Origin of the sequence: Mucilaginibacter rubeus (assembly GCF_003286415.2) — a bacterium.
Classification (GTDB): domain Bacteria; phylum Bacteroidota; class Bacteroidia; order Sphingobacteriales; family Sphingobacteriaceae; genus Mucilaginibacter; species Mucilaginibacter rubeus_A.
Genome location: NZ_CP043450.1, coordinates 7,493,852 through 7,515,524 on the forward strand (window position 1 = coordinate 7,493,852; position 21,673 = coordinate 7,515,524).

Annotated in this window: 11 protein-coding genes; 8 read left to right on the forward strand and 3 right to left on the reverse strand. The window is 43.0% G+C overall.

Going from position 1 to position 21,673, the window contains the following annotated elements; all coding sequences use genetic code 11:
* Positions 1-6: 6 nt before the first annotated feature.
* Complete coding sequence (locus DEO27_RS30775; RefSeq protein ID WP_190295284.1) at positions 7-609, reverse strand: RNA polymerase sigma factor; 603 nt, start codon at positions 607-609, stop codon at positions 7-9.
* Positions 610-868: 259 nt separating this feature from the next.
* On the opposite strand from DEO27_RS30775, the gene DEO27_RS30780 reads away from it, so the two are divergent.
* Positions 869-4,456 carry an ABC transporter permease gene (locus DEO27_RS30780; RefSeq protein WP_146750062.1) on the forward strand — a complete coding sequence of 1,196 codons (3,588 nt, stop codon included), beginning with the start codon at positions 869-871 and terminating at the stop codon, positions 4,454-4,456.
* 41 nt (positions 4,457-4,497) lie between these two features.
* Here DEO27_RS30780 and DEO27_RS30785 read toward each other — a convergent pair whose 3' ends face one another.
* A complete protein-coding gene (locus DEO27_RS30785) occupies positions 4,498-5,397 on the reverse strand; it encodes a DMT family transporter (protein ID WP_112573111.1) in 900 nt (299 codons plus the stop codon).
* Positions 5,398-5,491: 94 nt separating this feature from the next.
* Between DEO27_RS30785 and DEO27_RS30790 the strand changes: the two genes are divergently transcribed.
* Positions 5,492-5,959 (forward strand): Lrp/AsnC family transcriptional regulator, encoded by a 468-nt coding sequence (locus DEO27_RS30790; RefSeq protein ID WP_112573113.1) that lies wholly within the window; start codon positions 5,492-5,494, stop codon positions 5,957-5,959.
* Between the two features lie 22 nt (positions 5,960-5,981).
* Here the strand turns inward: DEO27_RS30790 and DEO27_RS30795 are convergent, their stop codons facing one another.
* Positions 5,982-8,750, reverse strand: a complete 2,769-nt coding sequence (locus DEO27_RS30795; protein WP_223818095.1) for a substrate-binding domain-containing protein — start codon at positions 8,748-8,750, stop codon at positions 5,982-5,984.
* Positions 8,751-9,094: 344 nt separating this feature from the next.
* Between DEO27_RS30795 and DEO27_RS30800 the strand changes: the two genes are divergently transcribed.
* From DEO27_RS30800 to DEO27_RS30825, 6 genes are all read left to right on the forward strand, one after another.
* Positions 9,095-10,423: a sugar porter family MFS transporter gene (locus tag DEO27_RS30800; RefSeq protein ID WP_112573115.1), complete on the forward strand. Its 1,329-nt coding sequence runs from the start codon at positions 9,095-9,097 to the stop codon at positions 10,421-10,423.
* 13 nt (positions 10,424-10,436) lie between these two features.
* Positions 10,437-11,339: a carbohydrate kinase family protein gene (locus tag DEO27_RS30805; protein ID WP_190295285.1), complete on the forward strand. Its 903-nt coding sequence runs from the start codon at positions 10,437-10,439 to the stop codon at positions 11,337-11,339.
* Positions 11,340-11,368: 29 nt separating this feature from the next.
* Positions 11,369-14,509 (forward strand): SusC/RagA family TonB-linked outer membrane protein, encoded by a 3,141-nt coding sequence (locus tag DEO27_RS30810; protein ID WP_112573119.1) that lies wholly within the window; start codon positions 11,369-11,371, stop codon positions 14,507-14,509.
* An 18-nt stretch (positions 14,510-14,527) separates the two neighbouring features.
* Entirely contained in the window at positions 14,528-16,234 is a 1,707-nt protein-coding gene (locus DEO27_RS30815) for a RagB/SusD family nutrient uptake outer membrane protein (RefSeq protein ID WP_112573121.1), read from the forward strand.
* 125 nt (positions 16,235-16,359) lie between these two features.
* Positions 16,360-17,832: a glycoside hydrolase family 32 protein gene (locus DEO27_RS30820; RefSeq protein ID WP_223818096.1), complete on the forward strand. Its 1,473-nt coding sequence runs from the start codon at positions 16,360-16,362 to the stop codon at positions 17,830-17,832.
* A gap of 521 nt (positions 17,833-18,353) precedes the next feature.
* Positions 18,354-21,668 (forward strand): SusC/RagA family TonB-linked outer membrane protein, encoded by a 3,315-nt coding sequence (locus DEO27_RS30825; protein ID WP_112573125.1) that lies wholly within the window; start codon positions 18,354-18,356, stop codon positions 21,666-21,668.
* The last annotated feature ends 5 nt before the right edge of the window (positions 21,669-21,673 follow it).

A 21,673-nucleotide genomic window follows, 5' to 3' on the forward strand; every position in this document is an offset into this window, starting at 1 on the left:
CGAAATTTATTTTAAAAAGTGGGCGTATCCCATAACAAACAACAGAAAAACAAGGTCGTTCTTCTCCGAAAGGTTCTCTTTTATGAACTTATTGGCAGCCATGATATGTTTCTTGACCGTTTCTGTTGAAATGGAAAGCATTTCCGCAATTTCGCTATGCTTTAAAAGCCCAACGCGGCTTAACTCATAAACCTTTTTCTGCTGGGGAGGGAGTTTTTCAATCAGCCTGTCAATCACAAGGCACAGGTTTTCTTCCGGTGAGATATTATCCGGCAGATGAAACTCTTCCTGGTATTGCCTTTCCCATTCTTGCTGTTTGATATGCGCGCTGGCCCGCTCTTTTAAAAAGCGATAAGTGCGGTTACGGGTTATGATAAAAAGGTAATTGGTAAAACTTTCAATTGCTGTTAGATCCTGTCGCTTGGCCCAGATCTTCACAAAAACATCCTGTACAATTTCTTCGGCGGCTTCAGCAGATTCTGTAACGCGGTAAACGTATTGACCAAGATGCTTGTAATAAGAATCAAAAAGACAAGAAAAAGCCCTTGTATCCCCACTGGCTACTTTACTTAGAATTTCATTTTCATTATGGAGCGGTCGAATTGGCAATGTTAAGTTTAATTGAATTTAAAATTATATAATTTTTATCACACTAATAATTTATTGGTGTAATAATTACAATAAAAAATGAAATAGCATCGGGATCGGCACAAGCAATTAACCTGTTTTGCAGGCCATTTACAGTCACTCTCTAAAAGCGAACACCAGTATGTTCGTTTTCGCAACAATCTTAATATCGCTTATTGTTTAATTTGTTGTTATTTAATGCGTTGTATGTTTGGAATGACGATTGTACCCGATAAATCACTTGAACTCATACACACTCCATATTACCCTGTACGACCTGTTGTTTTTCGGCGCGATATTTATTGGGCTGGCTTTTGTTCTGTTGCTGACATTTGTAAAAAGCATTAACCTTGCAGCTAACCGGTTGCTGTCCCTGGCGCTGTTTATCATGATCCTGTGGATGATGAGGATCTTGGCCATTGATATCCGCCTCGAAACCTATCTGCCCCGGTGGGACCGGGTACCAATGCAGTTTTTACTGACATTAGGGCCGCTCATCTATTTCTATGTGTTGAAAATAACGCGACCGGCATATCAAATCGGTTGGAGAGATCTGCTGCATTTTACCCCATTGCTGATTGAACAGGCCGCTTTTTTAGTGGAGGTTAGGGAAGGCGTTAACTTAGACGTAGCTACCTACCGTACTCCCACTTTCCGGTTGCTGAACCCGGTAATGCAACTGCTTATATTTATTTCGATCATCATCTATCTATACCGTGCTTATCAACTGATCCAAAATTTTTACAGCCGGCTTCAACCAGTTTTGATGGACAGGTCGCTTCTTGAATTTCGATGGTTGCGCCGTTTGATAGTGGCAACTGCCGTGCTATGGTTGTTATGGATAGCCTATGCGACTGTTGATTATTTTGGCTATCCGAACCAATCAGAGATCCACATTTATTACCCGTTTTATATCTTTTTCGTAGTGATCATTATCTGGACGGCCGCCGCAGCGTTCTTAAAACCGCAGGCTGGTATGATGATGGTCACCCAATCCCCTGTACCAAAACTTTTGCCCACAATTGACCACAGGGAAAAAGGCATCTGGCTCAAAAAGGCCATGGAAACTAACCAGTACTTCCTCGACCCGGAACTAAGCCTGAGCTCTCTTGCCGAGAAACTTGGCCTTACCAGCCATGAATTGTCGCGGATCATTAATACCGTGCTTAAAAAAAGCTTTAGTGATTTTGTTAACGAGTACCGGGTGCGTGATGTAGCCATAAAAATGCATGATCCTGCTTATAGTCATATTACCCTGCTGGGTATTGCATTTGAATCGGGCTTCAATTCCAAAGCTACCTTTAACCGTATTTTTAAGCAGGTAACAGGAAAAAGCCCGGTAGAATATAAAGCGCTTCAGAAAAAAGAGGTCTTATCTTATAATTTGAGACGCTACCCTCAACAGGCGGCAATAATTTCGAATCATGAAACCACCCCAAGGTGGTCGAATGGCAAATTAAACCGCAATTATATGTTTCGCAATTATTTAAAAACCGCCTGGAGAAATTTATTAAAGAACGCATTCTATTCGGCTCTTAATATTGCCGGTCTTACAATGGGATTAGCCGTTGGCATCTTAGTATTGCTTTGGGTTCAGGACGAACTCAGTTTCGATAGTTCATACAAAAAGGCGAAAGATATTTACCGCCTTGAACTTTGGGGAGGTACCGGCAACAACAGGCAGATATTCACTATAGGTGTAGCTCCCATAGGATCCTTCTCCAAACAGCAATTACCCGCTATTCAGGATTACGCGCGCCTTACCGGTAATTCGGATTACTCGCTTTATAAGTACAAGGATAAAGTGTTTGGGGATGAGAATGCTGTTTATGCCGATCCATCGCTGTTTTCAATGTTTGATCTGGATTTGATAAAAGGTAATAAGGCGAAACCTTTCACCGATGACAATTCGGTAGTAATCACCCAGAAAACTGCTGAAAAGTTTTTTGGCGACCAAGACCCGATAGGAAAAGTGATTACTGGCGATGATAAAATTAACCTTACCGTAAGCGGCGTGATCCCTGATATCCCGAAGAACTCCAGCATGCAATATGACATGGTGATGCCGATCAGCTTCCATTTTAAACAGCAACTGGCCCTAAAGAATGATTTAAGCAACAATTTCGGTTTCTTGAATTATATCACCTTTTTGCAGATCAAACCGGGGAGTGATCTGAATAAGTTAGCTAAACAAATAACGGGTGTGCATGTAAGTCATAGCCCTGGCGATACCGATGCCGATTACCTGTTGCTGCCGCTCACTAAAATGCATTTGTATAATGCTGATATGAGTGATAATGGCATTACCACAGTACGCATATTTGTTGTTATTGCCGTGCTGATATTGGTGATTGCCTGTATCAATTATGTGAACCTCTCCACGGCCCGGTCTATGTTGAGGGCTAAAGAGATTAGCATGCGCAAGATCATCGGTGCGGCCCGGATGCATTTGTTTATGCAGTTTATTATTGAAACGGCTTTACTGTTTATAATAGCCGCTGTATTTGCAGTAGTGCTCATCTACCTGCTGATGCCGGTATTCAATAAAGTATCCGGCAAGGATATGGCCTTTAACTTAAGCGATTATCATGTATGGCTGTTGCTTTTAACTGCCATTGCAGCAACATTGGCCGCCTCAAGCATTTACCCAGCCTTGTTACTTTCGTCCTTTGAACCTTTAAAAGCGCTTAAAGGAAAAATATCGGCAGGCATAGGCGATGTGCTGTTCCGCAAGATATTGGTGGTTACGCAATTTACATTTTCTATTATTCTCATTATTGGCACTATCGTAATAACGGGGCAGCTGAATTTTATCCGGACTACAGGTGTCGGGTATGATAAAACGCATGTGATCACCTTCTGGATGCGTGACATGGACAAACACTATGATGCCGTTAAAGCCGAATTGCTGAAACAACCCGGCGTACTTGGCGTAACCCGCTCTAACCAAAACATCATCCACTTTCAGGGTTTTACGGGAGATGTAGATTGGGATGGGAGAGACCCGAAGCAAAATATCATTATGCATCCTATTGTGGTAGACCGCGACCTGGTATCTTTCTTTAAAATGAAACTGGTGGCAGGCACCTCCTTTACAGGCGGAAAGATGGATACCGCACACTACATTTTGAACGAAACCGCCATTAAGGAAATGGGTATTAAAAACCCTGTAGGCAAACGATTCAGAATGGGTGGCACCACCGGAACAATAATTGGCGTAGTGAAAAATTTCCATTACTCCTCTATGAAGGAAAAGATAGCGCCGTCAATTTTCTGGTTCTCGCCGCAGCTTTTGAATAAAATATACATAAAAACCACCGGCACCGATGCCCCTAAGGTACTTGCCGCTGCCGAAAAACAGTTTAAACAGTACAATGGGCAATACCCCTTTGGTTACGCGTTTTTGGATGATATGTTCAATTATATGTACCAGAGCGAACAGCGTGAGGGAACCCTGTTTACCGATTTCGCGGCTATCGCTATATTTATTTCTTGTCTCGGCTTGCTGGGGTTGGCAGCTTATACGGCACAGGTACGCACCCGCGAAATTGGTGTGCGTAAAGTATTAGGTGCAAGCGTAAGCGGGATAGTGCGCTTATTAGCGAGGGATTTCATCAAACTGGTACTCATAGCCATTGCTATTGCCGCGCCGTTGGCCTGGTATTTCATGTACAAATGGCTGCAGAATTTTGCTTACAAGATTGATATTACCTGGTGGGTATTTGTATTGGCCGGCGGCATGGCTATCCTTATTGCATTTATTACCATAAGTTTCCAGGCGGTAAAAGCTGCGTTGACAAACCCGGTAAAGAGTTTAAGGAGCGAGTGAGCTATACCGAAAACACTTACCGGGTTGGTCTGACGGAATGATCAGCTCAGTACTTTCTTCTTCTGAAGTGAGAGCAGAAAAACGGTAGCAATGATGAGCAAGGTCCCCATCCAGTCAATCAATTGAAATGAAAGGCCAAGAACAAACACCGCGATGAATGTAGCTGAAAGCGGCTCTGCTGATGTGAGGATGCTGGCCTTTTGTCCGCCGATAAGGTGGACTGCATTCAGATAAAGGTAAAATGGGATCAGCGTACCAAAAATGATCACGAAGGCGGTATTCATGTAGGTATAGCTATCCCATACACCATCATAGTTCCACGGAGCTTTAAAAAATGAAATAGCCAAACCGCCGATAAACAATCCCCAGCCTATAACGCTTATAGGGCTGTACTTTTTTAATAAAGGTACCGGCATAAGCGTATAAATTGCCAGGCTTACTGCCGAAGCCATACCAAGTCCGAATGCCAGTGGAGATATATTGAACGCGTGAAAGTTACCATGTGTTACCAGCAGGAATGTACCCGAAACAGCAAGGGTTACAGAAATATACTCGATAAGGGATAATTTGTGGCCATGTCGCAAAGCCATATAAATAGCGATAAGTACCGGCGCCGAAAATTGCAGAATGGTAGCGGTGGCAGCATTTGAATATTTAATAGCCGCAAAGTAGGTGTATTGAACGGTAAGCATACCCAGGATGCCGAACAACAACAACTTAACCCTGTCTTTAGGGGCAGTCCATATTTTCAGGATGTCACGGTCTTTTTTGACCACCGCCGCGCCAAGCAACAAAGCACCAGCGCATAGCATCCTTGCCGACATTAACCACTCTACGCTGATACCGCGTTTCTGAAAAAGGAATTGCCCGCACGTTCCGGATACTCCCCACAGCATGGCGGCAGCCAGCGCCATAAATATTCCTTTATTGATGTTTTTCATTATTACCTTATTGAGTTGCAATATTAGTGCGTAAATCCTGCATTTTTTGATTAAAAATGAGGTGTATTTTGCAATTTTATTTCATTTTTGAGAAATGCAACCATTAGATAAGCTCGACCATAAGATATTGGAGATGATGCAGGTGAATAACACGGTATCGCAGCGCGATATCGGCGAGGCCATTGGGCTTTCGGCACCGGCAGTACAACGGCGTATCACCCGCTTAAGGGAAACCGGCGTGATCCGGCAAGATATTTCGATAATTGATCCGGAATACCTGGGTTCGCCAATTACTATAGTTGTCCAGGTAGAGATGGAAACCGATAAGGTGACCATCATTAACGAAACTAAAGAGCGTTTCAGGAAAACGCCGCAGGTACAGCAATGCTATTACGTTACCGGCGAGGTAGATTTTATGCTGATCATCATGGTGTTTACCATGAAAGAATATGAGGCGCTTACACACGAGTTGTTTTTTAACAATCCGGGTATTAAGCGTTTCAAATCGTCGATAAGTATGGATATCGTAAAGTACGGGCTTGCTTTTCCGATGCCGAAATAGAGCTTAACGTGTGAGTTTTTGATTATGAGTGTTGTTTCCGTTTAAACTCGCTCGGGGTACAGTTGTATTTGGCTTTAAACACCGTTGAGAAATAATTGGGACTGGCAAAGCCTACCATATAGGTAATTTCAGAAATAGAATAACTTTCGTGCACCAGCAAATATTTTGCTTTTTTGAGGCGACGGTTCAAAATATAATCGGTAATGCTGCAGCCAAGCAGGGCTTTAACCTTACGGTATAATTGTACCCTCGAAATGCCTATGGTTTTGCAGATATCATCAACATTGAGATTTTCATTGGCCAGGTTCTGTTCTACAATGCCTGCAAAATCGTTCAGGAATTTTTTATCGAGGGTTTTGGATACCGGCATTTTACCATGACTTACTTCGCTGCTGAAATGCTCTTTCAGGATTACCCTGTTTTTGATAAGGTTTTTGATGGTAGCCAGTAATTGGTCAAAATTGAAAGGTTTAACCATGTAATAGTCGGCCATGCTGCGGATGCCGTCAATCTGCTGCTCCATACTTGCCTGCGCGGTTAACAATATTACAGGTATGTGCGATGTGCGCATGTCTGTTTTAAGACTCTCGGTAATGGCCTTACCCGAAATGCCGGGTAATACCACATCAGATATGATCAGGTCCGGAACCTTTTCAAAGGCCTCGCTCAATCCCTGGTGACCATTATCGGCTGTAAAAATCTCATAATCGGCACCCAGTTTATCATTAAGGTAGTTTAACAGATCTGCATTATCCTCAATGATCAGTATTGATTGCTCTTTAGGCGTTTCAAAATGATCGGCGTTGTTGTTTGGCTCGGCTTGTTCCAGGTCGGTGATATAGATTTTTGCGCGCTCGTCGATAGCATCGGCATTGCCTGTCCGTGTATTTTTTTCGGTGGTGTATTTATATGGGTTGCCCAGTGGTAAAGTGATAGTAAACGCAGTTCCCTGCCATTTTTTGCTTCTTACTGCAATGGTGCCATGATGAATACCGATGATTTCTTTTGAAAGAGATAAGCCCAGGCCCGAGCCTTTGGCATTGCCGTTATCTGCCTGGTAAAACTGATCAAAAACATGCTCGGCTTCCTCGGGCTCCATGCCTATGCCATTATCGCTAACGGTTATTTCTACGTTGTCGTTATCGGTAACTGTAATGCTGAGTTCGATGTGCCCGTTATCTTTAGTAAACTTCAAGGCATTTGATACCAGGTTGAAAAACACTTTGTCGAGCATATTCACATCAAACCAAACGGTTATGTTTTTTTCAGATGATGACAGGCTGATATTGATATTGCGTTTTTGGGCATTATGATTAAAGCTATCCAATATATCGCGGACAAACTCAATCAGATTGTTGGGCGATGCATTTATCTGCTGTTTATCATATTCAATTTTGCGATAGTCTATCAGTTGGTTAACCAGCCGTAGTAGCCTGAATATGTTTTTATGGATGAGTTTCAAATTTTTCCCGGCTACAATGTTGAGCTTTTCGTTGCGCATCATATCTTCAACCGGCGACAGGATGAGGGTTAGCGGCGTGCGGAATTCATGTGAGATATTAGTAAAAAAATTGAGCTTGGCTTCGGTGGCGGCCTCGGCCCGTGCCGACATCTCGATCAACTGGTTACGCTGCGATAAGATTTCGTTGTTTTTGGCCTCCAGGCTTTTGTTGATCTTGCGGTTCTCCATCAGCGAATAAAATGCAAGTCCCCCAAAAACTATGGCCAGCACCAGCGTAATAACAATAATATTGAGCACCAGCTCCTGGCTGTTATAAACCTCGCGTTGCTCCTGGAGCAGTGACTGCTGCCGTTCAATATCTTTTTGCTGACTGTTGATCTTGTTCCATTGTAATTTCATCAACTGTACGTTGGTGCTGTCGATAACCAACGATTGCAATATGTTTTGCCGGGTAAACGACTCTTTATTTAAAATGCGGAAAGCTGTGGTTATGGCTTCCTTACCGCCGGTGGGGTAAAGCATACTGGCATCAATAGTTTTTGCGGCCACCATTTGCAGCCCCCCGCTGTTTCCCGGCGAAGCGTCGACTCCAAATACTTTTATTTTGTGTTGGGGCTCCAGCCTGTTTAATACCTCGCGGGTGCCTTGTGCCATTACATCGTTATGGGCAAATATGGCATCGGCATTTTTTAAGGCTGGTTGTATCATTTCCAGTTGTTTTTGGGCATTGGCCTTAAGCCAGTCGCCGTAAACCTGGGCTATGATATGGATATTGTTAAATTTTGAAAGCGCCTCGCCAAAGCCCCGCTGGCGTTCAATGGCTGGGGAGGAGCCAGGCAATCCCATTACTTCTATAACGTTGCCTCTGCCTTTCAACACCGAACCAACATATTCGCCGGCCATTTTGCCAAGCTGATAATTATTGGCCCCTACGTAAGCCGTGTACAGTTCAGATGATGTTTTACGGTCGATAACAATAACTGGGATACCTTTATTATAGGCCTGCTCTACCACCCCGGTAAGCGGCTGGGCCTCGTTAGGCGATATAATGAGCAGGTCTATACCATCATCCAGCATTTTTTTAACCTGTTCAACCTGCCTTTTGCTATTGCCATCGGCATCGGTGTAAATAAACTGAGCGTCGGGATGCAATGAAAGCTCCATTTTCATTTCGTCGAGCATATTGCGACGCCAAAGATCAGAGCCTATGCACTGCGAAAACCCTATCGTATACTGTGATTTTTTATCGGCTTTTTTGCAGCCGGTAAATAAAAGCAGCATGAATACAGGTAACAGAAATGTGTTGCGCAGTTTATGATACAAAGCCATCAGCTTTTAATAAGGTATAAAGATGTTTAAACGTGGTTTAATTGGCCGGTGCAATCTTTTTGGGCACCATGTATCAAATGTATAAATAAATGTTTCTACAAAACAAAAAGGCTGGGTTCTGAAGCCTGTTACAATCCTGCAACCATGTATCAAAATTGAAATAACCCGGTAACATAATTGAAAGCTTTGTATCAAAATTGAATACTGTGAATTTTATTTGTCTGATTATCAGATATTTGCTTCTTGTTTGATTTTTGTACTTATTTGGTATGATATCAATAACTGCCGCTTTGCAAATGAACCTACTTTGCGACTGTAAATCCAATTAACACTTTATAATTATTATGAGAAAACATTCCGTCCTGGCCTGGTCCATGGTCGTGGCCCTTGGTGGCTTTCTTTTCGGGTTTGATACCGCTGTGATATCAGGTGCCGAAAAATCTATCCAGCAATTCTGGCATCTTTCGGTATTTGAACATGGGCTTACCATATCTATCGCATTAATAGGAACTGTGATAGGCTCATTGTTTGGCGCCAGGCCATCAGACCTTTTCGGACGGAAAAACACCTTATACTTTGTAGCGGCTGCTTACTTATTATCATCGGTTGGTACGGCACTGGCCGATAACTGGTATATGTTTTTAACCTTCAGGTTGTTGGGTGGTTTAGGTGTAGGCATATCATCGGTAACAGCTCCCATCTATATTTCGGAAGTGTCACCTGCCGGAAGGCGCGGCCGCCTGGTAGGGCTATTTCAATTTAACGTGGTGCTGGGTATTCTGATCTCTTACCTGTCAAACTACCTCATCAGCCAGGGCGGCGAGGCCTCATGGCGCTGGATGCTGGGCGTTCAGGCATTTCCGTCGGCATTGTTTTTAGTACTTATATATTTCATTCCCGAAAGCCCGCGCTGGCTTATTTTAAAAAAGAATGAAACTGCAAAGGCGCTTGAAATACTGCGCATTATAAACCCTCTTAATTGCGAACAGGAACTTGCGGCCATCAAAAGTTCAAGCCTTGTTGATGCCTCCGACGCAAAAGCCAGGCTGTTTTCAGGACAATATAAAACGCCCGTGATCCTCGCGGTGCTGTTTGCTTTTTTTAACCAGGTATCGGGCATTAACGCTATCATATACTATGCACCGCGGATATTTGAAATGGCCGGCTTGGGCGCGCATTCATCACTGCTATCAACAGTAGGAATAGGACTTATCAACTTCATTTTTACCCTGCTGGGCATCAATATCATTGATAAGGTAGGGCGGCGCATTTTAATGTTAGTGGGGTCATTTGGTCTGATTGCTTCTTTGTTTTTGGTGGCGGTTACTTTTTATTCGGGGCATTTCAGCGGCTTTGCTATACCTCTTTATATGATGATTTTCATCGCCTTCTTTGCCTTTTCGCAAGGGGCGGTTATCTGGGTATTTATCTCGGAAATATTTCCTAACCAGGTTAGGGCAAAGGGACAAACCCTGGGTAGCTCAACCCATTGGATCATGGCGGCAATCATAGCCTTTTGTTTTCCATACCTGGCCGAATCACTGGGTGGCGCAGTCACTTTTTCTTTCTTCTGTATAATGATGGTTTGCCAGCTGGTTTTTGTGTGGAAGTTCATGCCCGAAACCAAAGGCCGCTCGCTGGAGCAAATAGGAACCAATATGGTAATGCATTAACACTACGATGAATATGGAAAATGAAATTATCACACCTGCCATTTGTTACGGCGAAATACTTTGGGATGTTTTGCCCGATGGCCCGCAGCCGGGCGGAGCTCCGCTTAACGTAGCATATCACCTTAATAAGCTTGGGGTACAAACCAGTTTGGTAAGCAAAATAGGTAAAGACACCAACGGCCAAAAGCTTGAAAACCTGCTTGACGACTGGGGAATTAAAAAGCACCTGCTGCAAACAGACACCGAGCACCCAACCAGCCAGGTAATAGCCAAAATGAATAACGGTAATGAAGTATCGTACGAGATCATTTTTCCGGTTGCCTGGGATTTTATCGGCGACAGCAAAAACATCATTGATTGTTTACGGCCTTCAACCTATTTTGTTTTTGGCAGCCTGGCCTCACGTAATGATGTTTCGCGCCGTACGCTGATGGAACTGCTGGAGAGCGATGCCATTAAGGTATTTGACATTAACCTGCGGCCGCCATTTGTTACCCGCGATTTGCTGGGCGAATTGCTGCATAAAGCTGATATCGTGAAATTTAACCAGGCCGAGCTTGAAATGGTACAGAGCTTTTTCCGCGGATCATTCGGGAAAGAATCGGAGCAGATCGGGTTTATCCAGGAGCATTTTAATGTGCCCGAAATTATAGTTACCAAGGGCGAGTTTGGTGCATCATACTACAAAAATGATAAAGCATATCATGCTGCTGGTCGCGAGGTAAAGGTAAAGGATACCATAGGCAGCGGCGACTCGTTTTTAGCGGCATTTATTGCAGGCCATTATCACGGCGTATCACCCGAAAACTTATTAAAAAATGCAATAGCGATGGGCGGCTTTATTGCGACAAAGAAAGGAGGTTGTCCGGATTATAAAATCAAAGAATATCAAGACTTTATAAACTACATGTTTTAACCAAACCAATTACACTTAAATCAAAATCAATGAGAAAATTATTACTTATTTGTTCCTTTCTTATACTGCTAATAAGTGAAGGATACGCGCAATCCCGTATCATTAGCGGGACCGTATTGGATAACTCCTCAAAACCTATAGACGGGGTTACCATAGTGGTTGTTGAAACCCAAAAATCAACCCTATCTGATGCCAGCGGAAAGTTCAGCATCGCTGTAAAAAACGGCCAGTCGGTGCGGTTCTCTTATGTAGGCGCCAAGCCAATACTTGTAACCATCACTGCCGATACTAAAGTGCTTGATGTTGTATTTAAAGATGCGGAAAACAAGCTTAATGAAGTAGTTGTAACCGGCTATACGTCTGAACGAAAGAAGGATTTGACGGGCGCTGTGGCGGTTGTTGATCTGGCACCCGTAAAAAACAACAGTTCGGGAAATACCATGCAGGCATTACAGGGCAGGGTTGCCGGTTTATACATTGAAAAAGACGGATCGGCGAATGGTGCTACCAGCAGGATCCTGATCAGGGGAGCCAACACTTTAGGCAATAATAACCCACTGTATATTATTGATGGTATCCCTACCACAAGGCCGGAGGTATTTCAAAACTTATCGCCATCAAATATCGCATCGGTGCAGGTACTAAAGGATGCATCGTCCGAATCAATTTATGGTTCACGTGCTTCTAATGGTGTTATCATCGTTACCACAAAAAACGGTGGCAATACCGAGGGTAAGGTGCAGTTTCAGTTTAATAACAGTACTTCTATCCAGTCCGAAAAATCGTTGAGGTTTAAAATGCTGAACGCGGTTGACAGGGGTAAAGCCTTATGGCAAGCTTCAGTTAACGATGGGCAGGATCCTGCTGCTGGTTATGGGGAGATCTATAATTTTGACTGGAATAATAATTTTAGTAACCCTGTTTTGAACAGCGTTACACCTAAACCGTTTGTAGGTGGCGATCCTAATACTCCGGCCGGCGATACCGATTGGCAAAGCGTATTGTATAAAACGGCGTTTGTTTACAATAATGACTTTACAGCTTCGGTAGGTAATAAAAACTCTTCGGTTCAGATAAATTTTGGAAACATCAAGAACACAGGTCTTGTACGTTTTACCAAATACGGCCGTACTACCGGTAGCATTAACGCCATAACCAGGGCTTTTGACAGCAAAGTTACCTTCGGCGTTAACATAAAAATCACCAACTCGAACGAAACCCTTACCACTAACGATCTGGGTGGTGCTTCAACACCCTTCCTTGCAGTTACGCTGGCCCCAACCATTCCTGTTTATCAAAAAGACGGTGTAACCTATGCCGGCGAATCTGGCGCAGGTTACTCTGACAGGAACAATCCCTTGCATATGCAGGACCTTGCAAAATGGAATAACACTAACAAGTTAAACACATTTGGCAACGTATTTTTAGAGGTACAACCCATCAAGAATTTATTCTTCAGATCAAATTATGGTGCAGATAATTCCGACTATCTAAGCAAGGTGATTACACCAACTTTTTCAGAAGGGGCGCTTAGCCGTACCACCAACAGCCTGTTCTTTGATCAAAACCATTATTTAAGCACCACGCTTTCAAATACTTTAAGGTATAGCTATGATTTAAACGCTAAGCATCACTTTAAAATATTAGTTGGTACAGAGTATATTAAAACCTTTACTGATTTTCAAACTACCCTGAAACAAGGCTACGCAATTCAAACGGAAGACTACTTTACTTTAGATGCGGGCACTGGAAATACCATTGTTACCGGCAGATCAACAGGTAATAGTTTGTTTTCGCAGTTTGGCCGCTTTGATTACAATTATGCGGGCAAATATTTAGTGTCGGCCACTGTCCGTCGTGATGGTTCGTCAAGATTTGGCGCCAATAATCAGTATGGTATTTTTCCATCTGCTTCAGTCGGCTGGAAAATAGACCAGGAAAGCTTCCTGAAAAACAGCACCCTATTCTCAGAATTAAAATTAAGGGCTGGTATAGGTCGGGTAGGTAACCAGGAAATCGGCGACTTGTCGCGTTACGCGCTTTATAACACGCGATATGGCACTACTCAAAACCAGCTTACCCCCGGCTTTTGGGAGCAATATATGAACATTGGTACTGCATATTCATTATCAGGCGCCAATACAGGATCGCTACCATCGGGATTTGTTCAAACACAGGCAGAAAATCCAGCCCTTAAATGGGAAACTACCGACGAACTAAATACCGGGTTGGACTTCGCCATATTAAATGGTAAGATCTCCGGTTCATTTGACTATTTCACAAGGAAGACCACTGGTATCCTGATCACGCCACCGGTTGCATCTGCATTGGGCGAAGGACAATCTAAAACCGTTAATGGTGCATCGAAAACCAATAAAGGCTGGGAGTTTTTAATAACCTATCACGGGCAACGCTCGGGCGATTTTAACTACAATGTAACTTTGAACTTTTCTCATTTCAGGGATAAGATCACCGATTTACCGGAGAATGTACGGCCGGCTTACCCGGGTAATATAGATAACACCATAATAGGGCATTCACAGTTTGACATATTTGGTTATAAAACGGCTGGTCTGTTTCAATCGCAGGCCGAAGTAGATGCAGCCCCAACACAAATTGGTGCGGGACCAGGCAGGATTCGTTATGTTGATATTAATCATGACGGAAAAATTGACGCTAATGACCAAACCTGGATAGGTACCACATTACCGGCCTTAGAGTACGGCGCAAGGATCGACCTTACCTACAAAAAGTTCGACCTGTCAATATTCGGGTCAGGTGTTGCGGGCCGTAAAGGATTTGATGTATATACCCTGTATAATAATTTGATGCACAGCCGCGAAAATGTAGGCCCTGGTGTATTTGATGGCTGGACACCGCAACATACTAACACCAACGTGCCAGCATTAACACTAAAAGATAATAACAATGAAGGCCGTACTTCTGACTACTTTATTGTAAATACTTCATATTTCAAATTAAGGAACATTCAAATTGGATATACCATTTTGCCTAAAGCTGTATTTACCAGGCTAAGGGTATTTGCTATGGCCGAAAATATATTTACGGTAAAGAGCAAAAAATATCTCAGCCCTGATCCTGAACGGATAGACCTCAATCCCATCCCAATTCCACGGATTTTCAGTTTTGGCGTTAATGCATCCTTTTAACAATAAAAATCATTCAATATGAAATCGAAAATATTAGTAACAACTATTTTATCGGGCCTGATAATTCTTAGCTCCTGTAAAAAAGCGTTAGATTATACTCCAAAAGGTGTACTATCTTCTTCAGATTTAAAATCACCCGACGCTGTTGAAGGTTTGGTAACCGCGGCTTATGCAGCTATTGGCAATGGCGATATGATAGGACCGATATACAGCGATTGGGCCTATGGCAGTGTGCGCTCAGATGATGCTTATAAAGGCGGCGGTGGTACCGGCGATGTTGGCGAAGTGGATGCTTTGGAACATTACAACTTGGTAACGCCCTCTATGGATTCTTTTGTTTCACGTACCTGGAAAAACCTGTTCAAATCTATTTCAAGGGCAAACGTGGCAATCAGGGCGGTTAATTCACTTTCGGATGCCGAATACCCAAACAAAAAGATCCGTTTAGCCGAATTGAGGTTTTTACGTGCACATAGCTATTTCACGATGAAATTGCTATACAAAAACATCCCTATTTTTGATGAAACCGCCACCGCTGCCGATATTTTGAAAGTTTCGAATACTTTATCAAATGACGATTCATGGAATAAAATAGCTGCCGATTTTCAATACGCAGTTGATAATTTACCAACCACGCAGCCTGAACTGGCACGGGCAAATAAATTAAATGCTCAGGCTTATCTGGCGAAATTAAAATTGTACCAGGCATATGAGCAGGATGGTAATCACCATGTGGTTAATATCAATAAAACAAGGTTGCAGGAAGTTGTTACGCTTACACAAGCGGTTATTGCATCTGGCAAATATTCATTAAGTCCGGATATTGCTGATAACTTTTTACCTGAAACAGAGAACGGGCCGGAATCAGTATTTGCCATACAGTTTACCATTAATGATGGTACTACTGCCGGGCGTCTAAATTTCGAAGACGGGTTAAACTATCCGCATGGTGCGCCTCAATACGGATGCTGCGGATTTCATGCTGCAAGTCAGAATTTGGTAAATGCCTATACAACTGATGCAAATGGCCTGCCTAATTTTGATACATTTAATAACGGCGTAGCCGATCTGTCGAAAGTTACTGTAGATACCAGGTTAGACCATACCGTTGGTATTGATGGGCACCCTTATAAATACGATAACACCAAACCGTTCAGTAACAGTTGGGTGCGTGATCCGGGCGTTTATGGGAACTTCCATACCATGCGCAACCAGCAATTGGCTACAAGCTCATCTTATTTTAAGCTTGGGCCGTTCATGGGATCTGCAAAAAATTATGATATCCTCAGGTATGATGATGTTTTATTAATGCAGGCCGAAGCTTATATCGAATTAGGGCAACAGGCAAATGCACTGCCATTAATTAACCAGATAAGAAACAGGGCTGCTGCAAGTACCGGAAGGCTTAAAAAACTTGATGGTACTTTCCCATCATCCTATAATGTAAAACCTTACAACCCTGCAAACTGGACCCAGGACTATGCGCGTAAGGCATTACAATGGGAAAGGCGGCTGGAATTTGCCACCGAAGGAGCCCGTTTTTTTGATTTGGTTAGATGGGGAATTGCAGAAAAAACTTTAAACGACTACATTAACGTTGAAAAAGTTAGAAGGCCGTTTTTAGCAACGGCTAAATTTACTGCCGGAAGAGATGAATACCTTCCAATTCCGCAATCAGAAATTACGTTCACCAACGGTTTATATAAACAAAACCCTGGATATTAGATTGTAACAAAACAATGGGGGACCTGGCTTGTGATAAATCAGGCCGGGAATCCCCTTTTATATCAAAACGTATCATCAATTTTTGCATATCCTGCCAAATGTATAACCTAATAAAAGCTTAAATTATGAAAACAAAATGTGGCCTATTAATGCTGACCTTCATTACAGCCTTAAATTGTATTTGTAAGGCACAGGATCCGACTCAAAAAAACTATTCGGAACAATACCGCCCGCAGATCCATTTTTCGCCAAAACAACACTGGACAAATGATCCTAACGGCATGGTTTATTATAACCATACTTATCACCTGTTTTTTCAATATTATCCTAAAGGTTCAACCTGGGGGCCAATGCACTGGGGCCACGCAACCAGTCCGGATCTTATTCATTGGAAGGAAAAGCTGATAGCGCTGTATCCCGATAGTTTGGGCTATATATTTTCGGGCAGCGCAGTGGTTGATTCAAACAATACAAGTGGCTTTAGCAAAAAGGGAAAGATACCGTTGGTGGCCATATTCACGCATCATGATCCAAAAGGAGAGAAGGAAGGAACAGATAAATTTCAAAACCAAAGCTTGGCTTACAGTTTAGATAATGGCAACACCTGGACCAAGTACAAAGGCAACCCGGTGCTGAGAAATCCCGGCATAAAAGATTTTCGCGACCCCAAAGTGATGTGGTACGCAAAAGAAAAAAAATGGGTAATGACCCTGGCTACTAAAGATCATATCACGTTTTACTCCGCCCCTGATTTAAAAAACTGGAAACAGGAAAGCGAGTTTGGATTGGAAATAGGTGCCCACGGTGGCGTTTGGGAATGCCCCGATCTGTTCCCTTTAAAGGTTGATGGTAAAACTCATTGGGTGCTCATTGTTAATATCAATCCCGGCGGACCAAATGGCGGTTCGGCAACACAGTATTTTGTGGGGCAGTTTGATGGTAATAAATTTACTCCTGTTGATACCAAAACCCGCTGGCTTGATTATGGTCCGGATGAGTACGCCGGCATAACATGGGGCAATACCGGCTCACGCAAAATATTTTTAGGCTGGATGAGCAACTGGGAATATGCCAACCAGGTACCTACCGAAAAATGGCGTAACGCTATGACCATTCCGCGCGATTTGGTATTGAGAAAAGTGAATGGCGAATTATTGCTGGCTTCAGTACCTGTTGTTGAGTTAAAAAATATTGCTGCAAACGTGCAAAGTACAGCAAGCGGAAAGCTGCCTGCCCAGTGTATGTTAAAAGCCAATATAGCATCGCTTAGCGATTACAGTGTAACACTGTCCAATAGTGTTGGTGAAGAGCTGGTGATTGGTTACGACAAAAAGACTAATCAATACTATATCGACAGAACAAAGGCCGGTAAAGCTGATTTCCAGAAAGATTTTAAAGGCCGTTTTGTTGCGCCAAGGTTTGCCACAACAAAAACATCCGATCTGACATTGGTTATTGACGGCACATCGGTAGAGTTATTTGCCGATAAAGGTCTTACCACCATGACTGCTATCTTTTTCCCCAATGAGCCTTTTGATCGTATTGCTGTTAAAGGCATCGCCCTGAAGCAAACCGCATTTAAATCTATTTGGAAGTAACCGAGGGTATAAGCTCTGAGTATATTTAAAAGAACACGGATGTCCTCCGTGTTCTTTTATTTTTATGGGAGGTGTCCTGCATCTTTAGCGCGCTTACGTTCCCTCAGGGTCTCTCGGAGAGGACCCTGAGGCCTCCACCATACAGATTAGAGGTTTGGGATGTTTCTTCACTTAATGTGTTTCAGCTCCAAGACTCCCTGTCTCTGAACATCTGGCCATACTGAATTTAATTACCCCAATTGCCAGGCTATTACTTTCAATTCACGTCAAATCCTGCACCGTTTAGGATTTTCCCCCAATTTCCTTAGAATATTACCCCTGTCAAACAGGTCATTTCAGTCAGTTTTGTTTAAACCAAAAATAAACAAATCATGAAAGAGATGAGGATTCATTGACCTGCTTAACGATCGGGCTGGATTGACCGCATGCTTAAATACCATAGTGATAGCGGTTCAATTATTACCTGATCTCCATTTTAAACAATCACAATTAAATAAACTCCCAAATCAAAATGAACCAAAATGGATAAAATTTACTTATGCAGTTATTTTAAACTGAGTATAGCTAAACAACGCCTAAAAAGCATGCTGGCGATAATGGCAGTACTCGTTATTTTTATTCCTAATGCTTATTCCCAATCAAAAAAGATTACCGGTACAGTAAAAGATGCCAAAGGCCTTAGCTTGCCAGGAGTAAGTGTTAAAATTAAAGGAACAGCCACAGGGGCGGTTACCGATAGCAAAGGAACGTACAGCTTATACGTATCCGATAATAAGGCTGTATTGGTATTTTCCTACATAGGCTTTGTAACGCAGGAGCAAGTTGCCGGCGATGCATCGGTAGTTGATGTTGTTTTGGCCGAGCAAAGCACCAATCTTAACGATGTGGTAGTTGTAGGTTACGGAACACAAAAGAAGGTAAATGTTGTGGGTTCGGTAGCTACCGTTAGCGCAAAGGATTTAGAAAATCGTCCCGTAACTAACGTTTCGTCTGCATTAACAGGTTTAAGTTCAGGTGTGTCGGTGATGCAAAGTTCGGGAAAGCCGGGTGCCGATGGGGCAACTATCCGCATCAGGGGCCTGGGTACGCTAAACAACAATAACGCGCTGGTAGTAATTGACGGGATCCAGGGTACTTTGGATGCAGTTAACCCGGATGATATTGAAAGTATTTCGATACTGAAAGACGCTGCCGCAGCATCTATATATGGATCACTGGCAGCTAATGGCGTAATTTTAGTAACCACTAAAAAGGGCAGTAAAAACAAAACTACCATTACCTATAGCGGAATAGCATCTAAAACCAATCCAACCAGCATGCCTTCGTTTGTAACCGACTATGTAAGGCACATGCAACTGGTAAATGAAGGCTACAGAAACCTTGGCCAAACGCCGGTTTATACCGATGCTACCATAGCCCAGTGGCAAAAAGCCGATGCCGATCCAAAAGGTTTAAATGCTATTGGCGTTCCTAATTATATTGCCTACCCAAATACAAACTGGGCCAAAACCATCTTTCAAAACAATGTACTGCAAGACCATAACATTGCCCTGAACGGCGGCAACGAAACCACACAATACTTGTTATCGGCCGGATATAACGGCAACCCGGGTACGATGCAAAATACCGGATCTGACAAATACCAGTTCAGGGTTAACCTGCAAACAAAGGCTACCAAGTTTTTAACTGTTGGTACCCAAACCTTCGCATCGTTACAAACTTACGGGCTGGCCAGTACCAGCAATGCTTTCAACTATTTAAGGCAAACCACTCCGGGCGTATATCCATATTATAATGGTAAATATGGTTTCCCATCCGCGCCCGAGGAATCATCAACAGCTAATAACATCCTTACTTATTTAAACAGCACGGGCGGGCGCGACCAGGAATCGAGGTTTAACAGTACAATTTTTGCCAATGTTAATTTGTACAAAGGTTTAGTGCTTGAAACTAAATTTAACTATCAAACCCGTTTCGAGGAAAATAACTCCTACACCATTCCGCTGGAGCGCTGGGATTTTTCGACCAATACTTTAAAGTCGGCAGCATCGGCCCCGGCACAGTTGAGCACTTACTATGATTTTAACAAAAACTACCTGCTTACCTGGGATGCTGTTTTGCGATACAATACCACCATCGCCAAAGATCATAACATTGGTGTATTAGGCGGTTTTGACCAGTACTATTACAACTACTATTATTTTGATGCCACCAAGTTAGGCCTTATCGACCCTACAATAACTACCCTTAGCTCGGCAACAACACCAACAGCCGCCACAGGCGATGCTTATGATTATTCGCTCAGGTCGTTTTTTGGCAGGTTGAATTATGATTACAAGCAACGCTATTTATTGGAAGCGGTGTTCAGGTATGATGGTTCGTCAAAATTTGCGCCGGCAAACCGTTGGGGCTTTTTTCCCGCCTTTGCCGCAGGATGGCGAATTTCGGAAGAGCCTTTTATGCAGAATATCAACAATTACGTAAGTAATTTAAAACTGAGGGCATCATGGGGCCAAACCGGTAATAACGTGCTAAACTCATCAGCCTCCTTAGGTAATTACGATTACATGGCCACTTATGGTACCACGGCTTATTCATTTAACGGCGCCGCTGTAACCGGTTTAATTCAGTCAAAAACAGCTAACCAGAACCTTAAATGGGAAACTACAACAACTACCAACATCGGTTTGGACGGATCGTTGTTTAAAGGCAAAATGAATTTTGAGATAGATGCCTATCGCAAATATACCAGCGGCATTTTATTTACGCCAACAGTACCATTAACAGTAGGTACCGCTACTGCCGCAACACAAAACATTGCCGAAATTTCAAATCGTGGTATTGAGGTTACTCTTGGATATCATGGCAAAGCCGGCGATTTAACCTTTAACGTATCGGGTAATTTTGCCTACAACTTTAACCGCGTTGAAAAATATAAAGGTACTCTACAGGAAGGCTATGCTACTGATGCAAGCGGCGCTTCTGTATACTCATCAAATATTGGACAGGTATCCAGCGGTGGCACAACAAGGGTGATACAGGGACATCTCATTAACGAGTACTACCTGTACCCGGTTTATAAAGGAAACGGCAGCTACTATAATGCCGACGGAACTGTAAACAAAAATGGCGGTCCAAAAGATGGTATGATCCGCACCCCGCAGGATATGGCATGGCTGCAAAGCATGATAGATGCAGGTTATAAATTTCAGCCTGGTAATGGTATCGGAAAAACCAAGATTTATTACGGCGATTTAATTTATGGCGATACCAATAACGACGGTATTTACGGCAACAGCTATGATGCCCAGCTTACCAAAAAATCATCAGTACCTAAATACAACGCAGGTTTGCAATTCAATGTTGCTTACAAAGGCTTTGATTGTTCTATGATATGGGCAGGCAGCTTTGGCATGTACTATTACTGGAACGATATCGGCTACAACAACTCTATTGTATCATTAGGTAACGCGGTTAGTACACTTGTTGCCAACAATCACTACTACTACAACGATGCAAACCCTGCAGATGCGGCAAACAATACAGGCGCGCATTATCCGCGGTTAAAAAATACATCCGATGTGCAGAATGCAGCTGTAGCCAGCGATTTCTACCTGTATAACGCATCGTATGTGAAACTTAAAAACGTTCAGTTAGGCTACACCATCCCTAAACGGATTTCGGAGAAATGGGCCTTGAACAGGATAAGGATCTACGTAGCGGCCGAAAATTTACTCACCATTACCAAGTACCCTGGTCTTGACCCTGAAATAGGGGCAAGTGTGGGATATCCAACCATGCGTCAATATTCAGTTGGTTTAAACGCTACTTTTTAAGGAGA

Bases quoted from the DNA above. Each gene is read 5' to 3' on its own strand.
- DEO27_RS30810 (WP_112573119.1), top strand. From the start codon at position 11,369: ATGAGAAAATTATTACTTATTTGTTCCTTTCTTATACTGCTAATAAGT.
- DEO27_RS30825 (WP_112573125.1), top strand. From the start codon at position 18,354: ATGGATAAAATTTACTTATGCAGTTATTTTAAACTGAGTATAGCTAAA.
- DEO27_RS30785 (WP_112573111.1), bottom strand. From the start codon at position 5,397: ATGAAAAACATCAATAAAGGAATATTTATGGCGCTGGCTGCCGCCATG.
- DEO27_RS30795 (WP_223818095.1), bottom strand. From the start codon at position 8,750: ATGGCTTTGTATCATAAACTGCGCAACACATTTCTGTTACCTGTATTC.
- DEO27_RS30815 (WP_112573121.1), top strand. From the start codon at position 14,528: ATGAAATCGAAAATATTAGTAACAACTATTTTATCGGGCCTGATAATT.
- DEO27_RS30790 (WP_112573113.1), top strand. From the start codon at position 5,492: ATGCAACCATTAGATAAGCTCGACCATAAGATATTGGAGATGATGCAG.
- DEO27_RS30805 (WP_190295285.1), top strand. From the start codon at position 10,437: ATGGAAAATGAAATTATCACACCTGCCATTTGTTACGGCGAAATACTT.
- DEO27_RS30820 (WP_223818096.1), top strand. From the start codon at position 16,360: ATGAAAACAAAATGTGGCCTATTAATGCTGACCTTCATTACAGCCTTA.
- DEO27_RS30800 (WP_112573115.1), top strand. From the start codon at position 9,095: ATGAGAAAACATTCCGTCCTGGCCTGGTCCATGGTCGTGGCCCTTGGT.